At 68.1% G+C, this 13,979-nt stretch carries 13 protein-coding genes; 4 read left to right on the forward strand and 9 right to left on the reverse strand.

Features of this window, described 5'->3' with window-relative positions; genetic code table 11:
* Positions 1 to 38 precede the first annotated feature (38 nt).
* The 6 genes from ACY48E_RS11060 to ACY48E_RS11085 form a co-directional block, all read right to left on the reverse strand.
* Complete coding sequence (locus tag ACY48E_RS11060; protein ID WP_462872211.1) at positions 39 to 473, reverse strand: hypothetical protein; 435 nt, start codon at positions 471 to 473, stop codon at positions 39 to 41.
* A gap of 191 nt (positions 474 to 664) precedes the next feature.
* Entirely contained in the window at positions 665 to 1,327 is a 663-nt protein-coding gene (locus ACY48E_RS11065) for an MspA family porin (protein WP_462872212.1), read from the reverse strand.
* Positions 1,328 to 2,110: 783 nt separating this feature from the next.
* On the reverse strand, positions 2,111 to 2,608 hold the full coding sequence (locus ACY48E_RS11070; protein ID WP_462872275.1) for a MogA/MoaB family molybdenum cofactor biosynthesis protein: 498 nt from the start codon (positions 2,606 to 2,608) through the stop codon (positions 2,111 to 2,113).
* Positions 2,609 to 2,712: 104 nt separating this feature from the next.
* A complete protein-coding gene (locus ACY48E_RS11075; RefSeq protein WP_462872213.1) occupies positions 2,713 to 4,137 on the reverse strand; it encodes a S1C family serine protease in 1,425 nt (474 codons plus the stop codon).
* A 116-nt stretch (positions 4,138 to 4,253) separates the two neighbouring features.
* Positions 4,254 to 5,762: an ATP-binding protein gene (locus tag ACY48E_RS11080; RefSeq protein WP_462872214.1), complete on the reverse strand. Its 1,509-nt coding sequence runs from the start codon at positions 5,760 to 5,762 to the stop codon at positions 4,254 to 4,256.
* Positions 5,759 to 6,445 (reverse strand): response regulator transcription factor, encoded by a 687-nt coding sequence (locus ACY48E_RS11085; protein WP_462872215.1) that lies wholly within the window; start codon positions 6,443 to 6,445, stop codon positions 5,759 to 5,761. The genes ACY48E_RS11080 and ACY48E_RS11085 overlap by 4 nt, the downstream gene beginning before the upstream one ends.
* 58 nt (positions 6,446 to 6,503) lie before the next feature.
* Between ACY48E_RS11085 and ACY48E_RS11090 the strand changes: the two genes are divergently transcribed.
* On the forward strand, positions 6,504 to 6,848 hold the full coding sequence (locus ACY48E_RS11090; RefSeq protein ID WP_462872216.1) for a hypothetical protein: 345 nt from the start codon (positions 6,504 to 6,506) through the stop codon (positions 6,846 to 6,848).
* 5 nt (positions 6,849 to 6,853) lie between these two features.
* Here ACY48E_RS11090 and ACY48E_RS11095 read toward each other — a convergent pair whose 3' ends face one another.
* Entirely contained in the window at positions 6,854 to 7,684 is an 831-nt protein-coding gene (locus tag ACY48E_RS11095) for a helix-turn-helix transcriptional regulator (protein WP_462872217.1), read from the reverse strand.
* A gap of 77 nt (positions 7,685 to 7,761) precedes the next feature.
* Here ACY48E_RS11095 and ilvD point away from each other — a divergent pair, with 77 nt between their 5' ends.
* Positions 7,762 to 9,606, forward strand: a complete 1,845-nt coding sequence (ilvD, locus tag ACY48E_RS11100; protein ID WP_462872218.1) for a dihydroxy-acid dehydratase — start codon at positions 7,762 to 7,764, stop codon at positions 9,604 to 9,606.
* 71 nt (positions 9,607 to 9,677) lie between these two features.
* Here ilvD and ACY48E_RS11105 read toward each other — a convergent pair whose 3' ends face one another.
* On the reverse strand, positions 9,678 to 10,427 hold the full coding sequence (locus ACY48E_RS11105; protein WP_462872276.1) for a TSUP family transporter: 750 nt from the start codon (positions 10,425 to 10,427) through the stop codon (positions 9,678 to 9,680).
* Positions 10,428 to 10,590: 163 nt separating this feature from the next.
* On the opposite strand from ACY48E_RS11105, the gene ACY48E_RS11110 reads away from it, so the two are divergent.
* Together ACY48E_RS11110 and ACY48E_RS11115 are read left to right on the forward strand one after the other, a co-directional pair.
* Positions 10,591 to 11,289, forward strand: a complete 699-nt coding sequence (locus ACY48E_RS11110) for a hypothetical protein (RefSeq protein WP_462872219.1) — start codon at positions 10,591 to 10,593, stop codon at positions 11,287 to 11,289.
* A 231-nt stretch (positions 11,290 to 11,520) separates the two neighbouring features.
* Positions 11,521 to 12,759, forward strand: a complete 1,239-nt coding sequence (locus ACY48E_RS11115) for a L,D-transpeptidase (RefSeq protein WP_462872220.1) — start codon at positions 11,521 to 11,523, stop codon at positions 12,757 to 12,759.
* Positions 12,760 to 12,804: 45 nt separating this feature from the next.
* Here ACY48E_RS11115 and ACY48E_RS11120 read toward each other — a convergent pair whose 3' ends face one another.
* On the reverse strand, positions 12,805 to 13,977 hold the full coding sequence (locus ACY48E_RS11120; protein WP_462872221.1) for a cation:proton antiporter: 1,173 nt from the start codon (positions 13,975 to 13,977) through the stop codon (positions 12,805 to 12,807).
* Positions 13,978 to 13,979 lie beyond the last annotated feature (2 nt).

Here is a 13,979-nt window from a genome sequence, read left to right on the forward strand (position 1 = left end):
CAGTGCGTCGGGGGCGTTCTGCTGTTCGTGTGCGTGTGCTACTTGCTGAACTTGGGCAGGTCGAACTCGCTGAGGGTGATGGTGGTTCCGTCACTCGCACACGCCGACGCCACGGCCTTGGCGTTGTCGACGTACTTCTGACCCGGTTCGCTGTCGGGCTCGGACAGCACGAGGGTGTCCGGTGGGAGCGCCGCGATGAGCGTGGTCAGCGAGTCCTTGACCGCGCCGGACGCCGACCCGGGCAGGGCCTTGATCTTCTCGATCTCGGCGTTCTTGGCCGCGGTCCACTTGGGGACGTCGTTGTCGGTGGGTCCCTTGGCCAGGGAGGCCAGGGCATTGAAGGAGGTGGCGAACTGATTGCACGCGCTCGCGCTCTGCCCGGTGGAGCCGGAAGAGGACGAGTTGTCGGAGCACCCGGACAGCGCCACCGCGGCCGTCACGGCGACCGCGGAGAGGATCATGGTGGTTCTCATGGCTCCATCGAATCAGATGCGGGCGATGATCGCCCACTCGGTGGGGGTACGGAAGGTGTTGCGGCACTGATCGATCCGACGGTCGACGCGGAGAACCGAGGGCGACCGATGAACGAACGCTGGGCCCGCCTCGGAGAAGATCCGAGACGGGCCCAGCGTGTGGTTCAGATCGAGCTACCGAGCGAAAATGCTCAGTTCAGGCGCCACGGGACGCCGTAGGACACCACGGTGTCGCCCTTGTCGCTGACCAGCTTCACGTACGGACGGATGGTCACGTTGCCGAGAACGCCGGTGACCGTGCCGTGGAAGTTGGACAGGAACACCGAGCCGCTGCCGCCGGAGACGGAGCTGGTCGCAGCCTCGACCTCCTTGATGCCGCCGCCAGTCGCGATGGGGAGCGAGAACTCAACTCCGGGGAACAGGTCGTTCGTACCGAACGTTCCGCCTGCCGCACCGCTGAGCGGAACGTCGCCGACTGAGACGTTCGGCGTCTCGTAGGAGAAGGTGATCTTCGGATCGATGGCAGCCGGGTAGCCGACCTGGTAGCCGATCGACAGGGTGCCGGAGAAGTCCTTGGCGCCCGAGCCGGTCACCGAGTACGACACGCGGCCGTTCTGGAACCACTCACGGGTGAGCGGGTTGCCGTCGAGCGGGAAGACGGAGTTGATGAAGGTGTCGGAGGCCGACACGGACACGGTGTTGCCGTCGCCGTCGACGATCGAGTTGGAGTTGTCCACGGCCGCCTGGGCGGAACCGCTTCCGATGACCACGCCGATCACGGCTGCACCGGCGACAACTGCCGCGCGAATGGACTTGAGCCCCCGGCTGCGCCGCGGCTTCTGGATTACGGTCATGTACTTCCTCATCATGTTCGTCCCCGTGCGTGGTGCACGGGGTGCGCTGTCGGGCTCTTCCCGTTCCGACGCAGCTAACGGTGCGCTCCGGCAGAACGGCGACTTACAGGCTCTTGACCTACGAGTCGGGCAGTGCAGGTTTGAGGACTCCCGAGAACACTCGAGACCCCCGCGGTGAACCTGAGCGAAACCATAGAGCCTCGATCGGGTCCAGACAATCCCAACCCCCCGCCGTGTCGGCACCGCGCAGTGCTGCATGTTTCGCGCATGTGAACGTCGGTCACAGACCGTTGGACGTAGGAGCAACCATGGCTCCGGCTGCCCTGATCAGGCCCTCGCGACATCGCTCCGGCGCCTCTGACGTGTGACGACGTGGGAAGATACTGTGGCAAAGCACACATTCCGAGGGCTTCGAATCACACCGATTCGATGTAACGAAGGCACCTGAAGGTGTCCGATATGTGATCCCTGTGACCAAAACGGGGCCGCAGTCGGCTTCCAGATTTCATTTCCGACCAGATTCCCGGACCAGAAATGTGGTGTGGATCACACTTCTCACTCGTGGTGTGGCGGTCTCTGGCGCCGGTACCACTCCTCGGTGAAATCACGACCGTGTGATTCCGACGGCGACGCACCGGTCTCGTCCGACGTCGTGTCCGGAAGGACCTCCCCGAAAATGCGAGCGAGCCGAGCCCGCTGTTCGCGGGCCCGGCTCTCGGCTTCAGTGCTTTCGGCTTCGCGGCTCTCGGCTTCGCGGCTCTCTGAATCGGTGGCGATGGTCGGTCAGTCCTCGAGGCCGGACAGCTCGCTGATCACATGGGCCGCCATCGGGGTGAGCGTCGCCATTCCGTCGCGCACCGCTGCGCGCGTGCCGGCGAGGTTGACCACCACGGTGCTGCCCGATACTCCGGCCAGGCCGCGGGAGAGTCCCGCGTCGAGCGAACCGGCAGCCAGACCGGACGACCGCAACGCCTCGCTGATGCCCGCGATCTCACGGTCGAGGACGTCCGCGGTCGCGTCAGGGGTGACATCGCGCGGCGACACGCCCGTTCCTCCGACCGACACCACCAGGTCCACGCCGCCGATCACCGCGGTGTTGAGCGCGTTCCGGATCTCCACCTCGTCGTTGGCCACCGCCACCACACCGTCGACGAGAAAACCCGCTTCCGTCAGCAACTCGGTGACCAGAGGTCCGGTCGAATCCTTCTCGTCTCCGTGCGCGGTGCGATCGTCGACGATCACGACCAACGCTCGGCCCGCAACGGGCGCCTGGTGTTCCATGGCCCTCACCGTAGCGCCAACGGGGACGAACTCACCGTCCTGAACGTCGGGATCGAACTCGCGGTCGAGCACCACCACCACCTCCTCGGCTCCACTCGCACTCATCACCGGCCGCCGCTCGGCGCCGTACCGAGGGTGACCTCGACAGTGGTGTCGTTGCCCCCGGCGGAGTAGGTGACCTTGACCTTGTCTCCCGGCGCGTGTGAGCGCACGGCCGCGATGAGGGCGTCACCGCTGTCGATGACGCGATCGTCGATACGGGTGATCACCGCGTCCTTGGGGATCCCGGCCTGCTCTGCCGGACCGCCGGCGGTCACCTCGAGCACTCGGGCCCCGGAGCCGTCGTCCTGACTGGGTACCGAGATCCCGATGATCGCCTGGGTGGCGCTGCCGTTCTTGGTGAGCTCGTCGGCGATGCGTCGGGCCTGATCGATCGGGATGGCGAAGCCCAGGCCGATCGATCCGCTCTGCGACTGGCCGCCGCCTCCGCCACTGCCGCCCAGCGTGGCGATCGCGCTGTTGATGCCGACGAGCTGGCCCGCCATGTTCACCAGGGCACCGCCGGAGTTACCCGGGTTGATGGCGGCATCGGTCTGAATCGCGTCGAGGACCGTCGACTGGTTGCTCGATTCACCGCTGGTCGAGACCGGACGGTTGAGCGCGGAGACGATGCCCGAGGTGACCGTGCCGGCCAAGCCCAGGGGCGACCCGACGGCCACCACGGGCTGACCGACAGCGAGATCGGCGGACGTACCCAACTCGATGGGCGTGAGGTTCGACTTTCCGGACACCTTGATCACTGCGATGTCGGAGGAGGCGTCCGCGCCCACCAGCGTGGCCGGAGCGGTGGACCCGTCGTTGAAGCTCACGGTCATCTTGGCCCCGCCGCCGCCACCGGTGGCAACGTGGTTGTTGGTCAGGATCAGCCCGTCGGTGGAGAGGATGATGCCCGAGCCCTCACCGGAACCCTGGCGGCCGTCCACCTGGATCTGCACCACCGACGGCAGCACCTTCTGCGCCACCGCCTGAATGGACCCGTCGGGCGCATTGGATGCCGGGTTGGCCGAGGACACCGGTTGGTTCAGCGCGTTCACCGACGTGTTGTCGCGCTCGACGTACGCGCCCACCGCGCCGCCGACGCCGCCACTGAGGAGCGCCAGGGCCACCGCGCCGATCACGAGAGCGGAGCGACCGGACTTCTTCGCGGGGACGGCGGCGGCCTGAAACGAGCCGGAGTAGGGCCCGTACTGGTTGCTGCCGTACTGCCCGGACGCGTACTGGCCGGCACCGTACTGGCCCGAGCCGTACTGATCGGACCCGTACTGGCCTGCGGTGTACTGTCCGCCCTGGTAGGGGCTGTACTGGGGCTGGCTCGTCGTGGAGCCCTGCTGCGCGCCGTAGGCGTTCGCGGAAGCGTCGGGGTTGGTCGGGGATCCGGACTGCGGGAAGGCGTTGGTACCTGCGTCCTGCCCGGCACCGGATTCCGAGGGAGCCGACGAGTCGGCGGGAGTGGTGCGATCCTCACTCATGGCTGTGGTCACCTTCGCGTTGATTGTCCGACGTGTCGATCGCCGGAGGTCGTTGCCTTCTTCAGTTGATACCGAGCCTGCACCCCGGTACTGAGAGCGTGCTGAGACCGGAGTAGCTATCGGCTGTGGAGTCCTGCAGAACCGTCCTGCACTCCGTGGACCTTCATCTCATTGGAGTCGGAAGCGGCCTGCTTTGTTCCCGAAGCTGTTCCCGGAGCCGTTCCCGGCGCAGTTCCCTGTTCCCCCGGCATGACGATTCGAATCAGAGCACCGCCGGATTCGGACTCCTCGACCGCGATGGTTCCCCCGTGCTTGACCACGACCTGGCGCACGATGGCCAGCCCCAGGCCCGAACCGGGCATCGAGCGTGACGCCGTGGACCGGTAGAACCGCTCGAACACCAGCTCACGTTCGGCAGGGGCGATGCCGGGCCCGTCGTCGGCCACGGTCAGCTCCAGCAGGCCGGGCGCGCACTGTGTCATCGCCACCCGCACCACCCCCCCGCTCGGGCTCCACTTGGCCGCGTTGTCGAGAACGTTGAGCACCGCGCGGGACAGGCCCGCCGGGTCGCCGTAGACCACCCAGGGTGTGGTGTGCACGTCGAACTCGATCTCGCTGCGTCGCCGCCGCACCCGCTCGAGGCTGCGCTCGACCGCCTCGGCCAGATCCACCCGCTCGTACACGTTCTCCGGCGTGTCCTCGCGTGCCAGGTCGACCAGGTCACCCACCAGGGTGGACAGCTCCTCGATCTGGGCCACCACGTCGGTGCGCAGCTCGGCCATGTCCTCCTCGGGGATCCGCGGCGCCCCCGGACGTCCCGATGCGATGAGCAGCTCCATGTTGGTTCGGAGCGACGTCAACGGAGTTCGAAGCTCGTGTCCGGCGTCCGCCACCAACCGGGATTGACGTGAGCGCGATTCGGCCAGCGCGCGCAGCATGGTGTTGAAGCTCTCCGTCAGTCGGGCGAGCTCGTCGTCCCCGGTCACCGGGATCGGCGCCAGATCGTCGGTGCGCGCCACCCGCTCGGCGGCCGCGGTCAACCGCGCGATCGGTCGCAGGCCGGTGCGTCCCACGGCCGTTCCGGCGAACGCGGCGAGCACCACCCCGATACCCCCGACCAGCGCCAGCACCCAGGCCAGACGTTCGAGCACCGCGCGGGTGGGCGCGAGGCTCTGCGAGATCACGACCGTGCTGCCGTCCTGCGTCCGCAGCGCCAGCACCCGCTGGCCGACGGTGGTGCGCAGCGAACCCGCGCTCTCGCCGCGGGCCACCGCCATCTCGGGTTCACCGATGGGCACACTCGAGCCCGGCGGCACGTACTTGGAGAGGTTCGAGAACACCAGGGCCACCGACACATCCGTGCTGTACAGGGTGGCTCCGGCGACGTAGCGCGGGTCGAACGAGACGAGGTTGGTGTCGATGATCGACGCGGCGCGGGTACGCAACTGGGTGTCGACATCGCTGTAGAGCGCTCGCGAGACCACCACATACGCCGCGACGGCCATCACGGCCACGGCGATCGCCACCACCGACGCCGCCAGGATCGTCACTCGCCAGCGCAGGGACACCGATCGCGTCCACGCGCGCGGCGAGCGCACCACCTCACCGGGGGCGAACCAGCTCACGGGGGCGTCTCACGCAGCACGTATCCCACCCCGCGGACGGTGTGGATCAGGCGGGGCTCGCCGTCGGCCTCGGTCTTGCGGCGCAGATATCCCACGTACACCTCGAGGGCGTTGCCCGAGGTGGGGAAGTCGTACCCCCACACCTCCTCGAGGATCCGGCTGCGGGTCAACACTCGGCGCGGGTTGGTCATCAGCATCTCGAGCAGCGAGAACTCGGTTCGGGTCAAGCTGATGGAGCGCTCACCGCGAAGAACCTCGCGGGTGACCGGGTCCATGGACAGGTCTTCGAACCGCAGGACCTCGGACTGCTCGCCGGGCTCGACCGTGGTGCGGCGCAGCAGTGCCCGCAACCGCGCGAGCAGCTCCTCGAGCGCGAACGGCTTGGGCAGGTAGTCGTCGGCGCCGGCGTCGAGGCCCGCGACGCGCTCGCTCACCGAATCGCGCGCGGTCAGAACCAGGATCGGGAGGTCGTCCCCGGTCGAGCGAAGCCGCCGACACACCTCGAGCCCGTCGAGCCGCGGCATCATCACATCGAGCACCAGGGCATCGGGACGCTCCTGCTCCACCCGGGTCAGCGCGTCGACCCCGTCGACCGCCAGATCGACGTTGTAGCCGTTGAACGTCAGCGACCGCCGCAGCGACTCACGTACCGCCCGGTCGTCATCGGTCACCAGGATTCGCATCCCACCAGTGTGGCGCGGGTGGCTGAGACCCTGCTGAGAGCTCGACTAGGTTGGGTTCATGCGCGCACGGTGGTCGATGTCGAACCGGGTTCGCGGTGCGGGCACCGTGGTGCTAGCGATCATCGCCGCCGTCGCCGCGGCCGCGAACCTCACCGCGCCCACCAACTGGCTGATGGTGATCACACTGTCGGTGCTGGCGATCTTCCTCGCCTCCGACGCGTACCTGCGCCTGACGGGGCGCTTCAACCACGTGGACCCCGCCGCGGTGGACCCGGCGGAGATCGAGCGCGTGATCGCCGAGAACGACGGCGAGATCGCGGCCATCAAGGCCCTGCGGGAGAGCTACCGCGGTCTGAGCCTGACCGACGCGGTTCGCCTGGTGCGCGAGCGCCGAGCCGACTGAGCGGATCACCGGTTCAGCAACTGTCGCAGCCGAACCGCGGCGTCGGTGCCGGGCATCGGTGTGTACACCACGATGTGGGTGTCCGGATGATCCGACGGCGCCAACCGGTGGTGCTCGAGGCGAAGGTCCCCCACGCGGGGATGGTGGAACAGTCGCTCGCGCGAGGCGAAGCCCGCCACGGCGTGCCCGTCCCACCCTTGCGCGAACTCCGAACTCTCCGAACGCAATCGAGTCACCAGCCGCGCCGGTCCGGACTCACCCAGTCGCGGCCCCACCTCGGCCCGGAACTCGGCGAGAAAGCGTCGGGAATCGATATCCCAGTCCGGCAACAACTCTCGGACGTACGGATCGGTGAACACGAGGTAGAGCAGGTTCCGATCGCTCGCGTCGACCGTCGCGACACGGGGATAGAGCTGCGCGTACGCCCAGTTCCATCCGGTGATGGTCCAGTCCGGCGCGATGGCGAACGCCGGCGAGGCATCGAGCGCGTCGAGCAGCCGCTGCAGATGATCCGGCACCCCGGCGACCTGCGCGCCCGCCCGACCGCCCACGTAGCCGCCGAGCGAGAGCACGTAGGTGTGCTCGGCGTCGGTCAGCCGCAGCGAGCGCGCCAACGCGTCGAGCACCTGACGGGACGGGTTGATCTCGCGTCCCTGCTCGAGCCAGGTGAGCCAGGTGACGGAAATGCCCGAGAGCACCGCGACCTCCTCCCGCCGCAGACCCGTCGTGCGTCCGCGGCCCACCGGGCCGAGTCCGGCGTCGGCCCGCACCAGCCGCTGGCGTCGGCCGCGCAGGAAATCTCCGAGTTCGCTGCGGCGCTGTGCGGTGGAGTCCACCCCGTCAGGGTAGTAGTGCCACCACTAGCACCGGGGGCGTCTTCCGCCGAAGCGCTGATCAGGGGATAGTGGATGCCATGCCCGAACTGAGATCACGCACGGTCACCCACGGCCGCAACATGGCCGGCGCTCGCGCACTCCTGCGCGCCGCCGGCGTCGCCCGCGAGGACTTCGGCAAGCCGATCATCGCCGTCGCCAACAGCTTCACCGAGTTCGTGCCCGGCCACACCCACCTGCAGCCGGTGGGCCGCATCGTCTCCGAGGCCATCCACGCCGCCGGCGGGATCGCCCGCGAGTTCAACACCATCGCCGTCGACGACGGCATCGCCATGGGCCATGGCGGCATGCTGTACTCGCTGCCCTCGCGGGATCTGATCGCCGACTCCGTGGAGTACATGGTCAACGCGCACTGCGCCGACGCTCTGATCTGTATCTCCAACTGCGACAAGATCACTCCCGGCATGCTCATGGCCGCGCTGCGACTGAACATCCCCACGGTGTTCGTCTCCGGGGGGCCGATGGAGGGCGGCACCGCGGTGCTCGTCGACGGCACCGTGCGCACGCGCCTGAACCTGGTCTCGGCCATCGCCGACGCCGTCGCCACCGACGTCTCCGACGAGGACATCAGCCGCATCGAGGAGGCGGCCTGCCCCACCTGCGGATCGTGCTCGGGGATGTTCACCGCCAACTCTATGAACTGCCTCACCGAGGCGCTCGGACTGGCGCTGCCGGGCAACGGCTCGATCCTGGCCACCCACACCGCACGCAAGAAGCTCTACCAGGACGCCGGCCGCACCGTGGTCGACATCGCGAAGCGCTACTACGACGGCGACGACGACTCGGTGCTCCCCCGCAGCATCGCCAACCGCTCGGCGTTCGACAACGCGATGAGCCTCGACATTGCGATGGGCGGCTCCACCAACACGATCCTGCATCTGCTCGCTGCCGCGCACGAGGCCGAACTGGACTACACACTGCACGACATCGAGGAACGCTCCAAGCAGGTTCCGTGCCTGACCAAGGTGGCCCCCAACGGGGTGTACCTGATGGAGGACGTGCACCGCGCCGGGGGAATCCCCGCGATTCTGGGCGAGTTGTTCCGCGCCGGACTGCTCGACGAGAGCGTGCATTCGGTGCACAGCGACTCCCTCGCCGAGTGGCTCAAGACCTGGGACGTTCGCGGCGGCTCGCCCTCGCCGGAGGCCGTGGAGATGTACCACGCAGCGCCGGGGTGCAAGCGCTCGTCGACCGCGTTCAGCCAGTCCGAACGCTGGCACGATCTGGACCTCGACGCCGAGAACGGCTGCATCCACTCCGTCGAGCATGCGTACTCCACCGACGGTGGCCTGGCGGTGCTGCGCGGCAATCTCTCGGTCGACGGCTGCGTGGTCAAGACCGCGGGCATCGACGAGTCGATCCTCACCTTCTCCGGGCCCGCCGTGGTGGTGGAGTCGCAGGACGACGCCGTGGAGGCAATCCTGAACAACCGAGTGCAGCCGGGCGACGTGGTGGTGATCCGCTACGAGGGACCGCGCGGTGGCCCCGGTATGCAGGAGATGCTCTACCCCACCGCATTCCTCAAGGGCCGTGGACTGGGCAAGACCTGCGCCCTGGTCACCGACGGCCGGTTCTCCGGGGGTACCTCGGGCCTGTCGATCGGCCACGTCTCCCCCGAGGCGGCGGCCGGCGGCACCATCGCGCTGGTCGAGACGGGCGACATCGTGCGCATCGACGTGCCGAACCGCACCCTCACCCTGGACGTGCCCGACGAGGTGCTCGCCGAACGCCGCGCCGCCCTCGGTGGGGTGTACAAGCCGGCGAACCGGGTGCGCGAGGTCTCCACGGCGCTGCGCGCGTACGCGCTGATGGCCGTCTCCGCCGATCGCGGGGCGGTGCGCGACATCAGTCGCTTCGAGAGCTGAGGTTCGTCCGGAGCTGAGGTTCGTCCGGAGCCGAGTCGTTTCGGGAGCCGAGGCGCTTCTGGAGTTGAGGTTCAGCGGAACTGGTCGTAGGTGAGCTTGATGCTCATCACGATCACCACCGCGAGCAGGGCGTAACGCACGAGCCCGGAGCCACGGGCCAGCACCAGTCGGGTCCCGAGCACCGACCCGGCGATGTTGGCCACCGCCAGCAGTACGCCAAGCGCCCAGAACACCTGCCCGTGGAGTCCGAACACCAGCAGAGCGCCGGCGTTGGTGGCGGTGTTGGCGACCTTGGCCAGGGCGGCGCTCTCGAGGAACGTCCGGGACAGGATTGCCGTGAGGGCGATGATCAGGAACATCCCCGTGCCGGGGCCGAAGATGCCGTCGTAGAACCCGATCGTGGCGAATGCTGCCGCCGCGACGAGCATGCGGGCACGCGAGACCGGCGCCCCCGAGCCGCTACCGAACGATGGTCGAGCGGTCACGAACACCCCTGCGGCGATCATCAGCACGATCACGGTCGGTCGCAGCACATCGGAATCGATCAGCGACGCCGAGAGTGCGCCCACGCTCGCCCCGGCGAAGGCCAGCGGGATGCTCAGCAGCGCAATCCTTCCGGGAACCTCGACCGACCGCGCGTAGAGCGCCGCGGCGGTGCCGGTGCCCCAGATGGCGGTGAGCTTGTTGGTGCCCAGCGCCAGCGCGGTCCCGGCGCCGGGAAAGGCGATCAGCAGTAGCGGCAGCAAGACCAGTCCGCCGCCGCCGATCACCGCGTCGATCCAGCCCGCGACGGCGGCACCGGCGAGCAGCAGCGCGAACATCGGGCCGTCCGGGAAGGGCACGGTGCCACGCTGTCACATCCGATGGGCTCTGCCCGCGGGGACCGCCGCGAAACCACGCTCCCGGCGGGTGCGACTTGGGCATACTGATCGGCCTGTTACCTTCCCTCAGCAGCTCCGTTCGTTCCCATCGAGGAGACCACCCGTGTCCCAGCAGCCACATCCCGGCTACCTGCCGCCCCCGTCTGAGCCGCCTCCCACCTCACGCGGCACGGCTCGACTGCTGATCGGGCTCGTTCTCGGCGTGGTGGCCACGCTCGTCGTGGTGGCGATCCTCGCGGCAACCTCCGTGCTCTCACTCTCCTCGTCCTCGGCGAGCGCGCCGTCGGAGCGGGACGAGCGCGCAATCGACCTGCCCGAGACACTCGGTCCGGTCAAGGACTACGCGGCGGTGATGCGCGAGATCAATCCCGATGGCGCGTCGACAGTGCTGGACCGGGTCGACCGCACCCGCGACCGCACGCGAGCCGAGTTCGAGCGCGCATTCCCCGGCGCCGGGGTCGCGGTGGGCGGCTACGTCGACAGCGACCTGTCCTACCCCGTCACGGTCGTTGCCGTTCGCTCCACGACACCGGGCCTGACCTGGGGTGAAGATGTCGATCCAGTAGATCTCGGCAACGCGCCCAGCACCCGACTGATCACCCGGGGACAGACCGAGTGCATTGCCCAGATCGAGGGTTCCTCCCCGACATCGACCCCCGATCCAGAATCGATGTACACCTCGCAGTGTCGCCGGGGCGGACCGCAGGCCACGGTGTACGTGTACGGCAACGCCCGGGGCCAGGCAGGGCTGGATACGATGGCGGGCGCTACCGACGCCGCGTATCAGGCCGTGTTCGGCTAGTTGGCGGCTGCGCGAACACCCGGGGGCCAGCCCCTACTGCGAACACAATCGATTACCGCGCCGAAACAACTGGAGTCGGCGGTTGTCGTGATGGTTGACTAACCTGTACCGGTGGGTCCGCGTCTGGGCCCACCCCTGCGAATCGACCCTGTCCAGCGAATCGACCCCGCCCAGCGAATCTGGTCCTGTGTAGCGAATGTCCCTGTGTAGCGAATCTGGAGTACCACCATCATGTTGCATCGCCTGATCAGGCGTTCTCCGCTGTGGATCGTCATGGCCGCCGTCGTGGCCCTACTGGCGGCCTGCACCATCGGTACCTCGGGCTCCGCGTCCTCGAACTCGGCGACCAGTTCCTCCGCGGCACCGATTCCCGCGGCGACGTTGACCATCACCCCCGCCGGCGGCGCCGAGAGTGTGAATCCGCTCGCACCCATCAGCGTGACGGTGGCCGATGGCACGCTGGACTCGGTCACTCTCACCAACGACGAGGGCACGGTGGTGGACGGGGTGATGACCCCGGACAAGCTGTCGTGGAAGCCCAGCGTTCCCCTCGGCTACGGCAAGAGCTACACCCTCGTGGCGAACGCCGTCGGCGCCGATCGCAAGCCGGTGAGCCAGACGTCGACCTTCACCACCGTGACCCCCGGCAACCAGACCATGCCGTCGTTCACCACCACGGGCGGCGGATTGTTGGCCGACGGCGGCACCTTCGGTGTGGGCATCGTGCCGGTGGTGCATTTCGACGAGCCCATCACCGATCGCGCCGCTGCCCAGCGCACACTGGCGGTGCAGACCGTCCCTCCCGTCGAGGGTTCCTGGTACTGGGCCGACGATCAGAACGTGCACTGGCGCCCGCAGAACTACTACGCGCCCGGCACCAAGGTCACCGTGACCGCCGACGTGTACGGCAAGGAGGTCAGCCCCGGCCTCTTCGGGCAGGCCGACGCCACCGTGTCCTTCACCATCGGCGACGCGCACATCTCGATCGCCGACGACAACACCAAGCAGGTCGAGGTGTACTCCAACGGCAACCTCGTACGCACCATGCCCACGTCGATGGGCATGGGCGGCACCGAGCAGGTCGGCAACACCACCATCTCCTTCTGGACGCAGCCCGGCATCTACACCGTGCTCGACAAGGCCAACCCGGTGATCATGGACTCCTCCACGTTCGGGCTTCCGGTCAATTCGCGGCTGGGCTACAAGGAGTCGATCAACTACGCCACCCGCATCAGCACCGACGGGATCTACCTCCACGAACTCGACTCCACGGTGTGGGCGCAGGGCAACACCAACACCAGCCACGGCTGCCTGAACCTCAACGCCGACAACGCGCAGTGGTTCTACAACTTCGCCGTGCCGGGTGACGTGGTGGAGGTGCGCAACACCGGGGGCGCCCCGCTGCAGCAGTGGCAGAACGGCGACTGGAGTGTGCCGTGGGATCAGTGGAAGGCCGGCAGCGCTCTGTGATCCGGTGACCGATCACGCCGACGACCGATCAGTCGGCCGACCGGGTCACGCACGAACCATGCGCGCAGTCAGTGATTTCGTGATCGGTTCGGCCACGCGTGCGGCGATGGGTCCGAGGACGGCCATCAGCAGCACATAGGCGGTGGCGAGCGCGGTCAACTCGGCGCTCACCGCACCGGCGGCCAGTGCCAGACCCGCGATCACGATCGAGAACTCGCCTCGCGCAACCAGAGCTGCGCCGGCGCGTACACGGCCCATACGGCCGATCCCGGCTCGGCGCGCGGCCCACATTCCGGTGACCATCTTCGTGGCCGCGGTGACACCCGCGAGCACCAGCGCGTACCCGATCACCGGTGGAATGGTGCGCGGATCGGTGTTGAACCCGAACACCACGAAGAACAGGGCCGCGAACAGATCACGCAACGGTTCGAGAACACGGGTCGCGGTCAGCGCCGTCGACCCCGACACCGCGATGCCCAGCAGGAACGCACCCACGGCCGCCGAGACCTGGAACTCCGCGGCCACCCCCGCCACCAGCAGCGCCGATCCGAGCACCTTCAGCAGCACCACCTCCCGATCCGGCCCGTCGACCAGCTTGGAGACCACGTGGCCGTAACGCAGCGCCGCGAGAAGCACCACCGACACCAGCGCCAGCGCGATCCCGACGGCCTCGAGCCCACCGAGGAAGCTGACCCCGGCCAGCACGGTGGTGAGGATCGGCAGGTACGCCGCCATGGCGAGGTCCTCGATCACCAGGATCGAGAGCACCACCGGGGTCTCGCGGTTGCCGAGCCGACCGAGGTCGGTGAGAACCTTGGCCACGATGCCCGACGACGAGATGTAGGTGACCCCGCCCAGTACCAGAGCACCCACCGACCCCCAGCCGAGCACCAGTGCCGCGATGGCACCCGGCGCGAAGTTGAGCACCAGGTCCAGCACTCCGGCCATCCACGACGTTCGCAGGCCGGTGACCAGCTCGTTCGCCGTGTACTCGAGTCCCAGCAGAAGCAACAGCAGTACCACGCCGATCTCGGCGGCGAGATGCGAGAACTCGTCGATCCCGTCGAGGGCGATGAGCCCTCCCTCACCGAAGGCGAGACCACCGAGGAGATAGAACGGGATCGGCGAGATGCCGATCCTCCCTGCTACGCGCGCGAGCAACCCGAGAACGAAGAACACCGCACCCAGTTCGGTGAGCGCGAGCGCGGTCTCCCCCACCG

It is taken from the genome of Rhodococcus sp. AZ1 (assembly GCF_054979605.1).

Excerpts from the sequence above, each read along its gene's own strand:
- ACY48E_RS11070 (WP_462872275.1), bottom strand. The coding sequence starts at position 2,608 with ATGGAACACCAGGCGCCCGTTGCGGGCCGAGCGTTGGTCGTGATCGTC.
- ACY48E_RS11060 (WP_462872211.1), bottom strand. The coding sequence starts at position 473 with ATGAGAACCACCATGATCCTCTCCGCGGTCGCCGTGACGGCCGCGGTG.
- ACY48E_RS11090 (WP_462872216.1), top strand. The coding sequence starts at position 6,504 with ATGCGCGCACGGTGGTCGATGTCGAACCGGGTTCGCGGTGCGGGCACC.
- ACY48E_RS11065 (WP_462872212.1), bottom strand. The coding sequence starts at position 1,327 with ATGACCGTAATCCAGAAGCCGCGGCGCAGCCGGGGGCTCAAGTCCATT.
- ACY48E_RS11105 (WP_462872276.1), bottom strand. The coding sequence starts at position 10,427 with ATGTTCGCGCTGCTGCTCGCCGGTGCCGCCGTCGCGGGCTGGATCGAC.
- ACY48E_RS11115 (WP_462872220.1), top strand. The coding sequence starts at position 11,521 with ATGTTGCATCGCCTGATCAGGCGTTCTCCGCTGTGGATCGTCATGGCC.
- ilvD (WP_462872218.1), top strand. The coding sequence starts at position 7,762 with ATGCCCGAACTGAGATCACGCACGGTCACCCACGGCCGCAACATGGCC.
- ACY48E_RS11075 (WP_462872213.1), bottom strand. The coding sequence starts at position 4,137 with ATGAGTGAGGATCGCACCACTCCCGCCGACTCGTCGGCTCCCTCGGAA.
- ACY48E_RS11085 (WP_462872215.1), bottom strand. The coding sequence starts at position 6,445 with ATGCGAATCCTGGTGACCGATGACGACCGGGCGGTACGTGAGTCGCTG.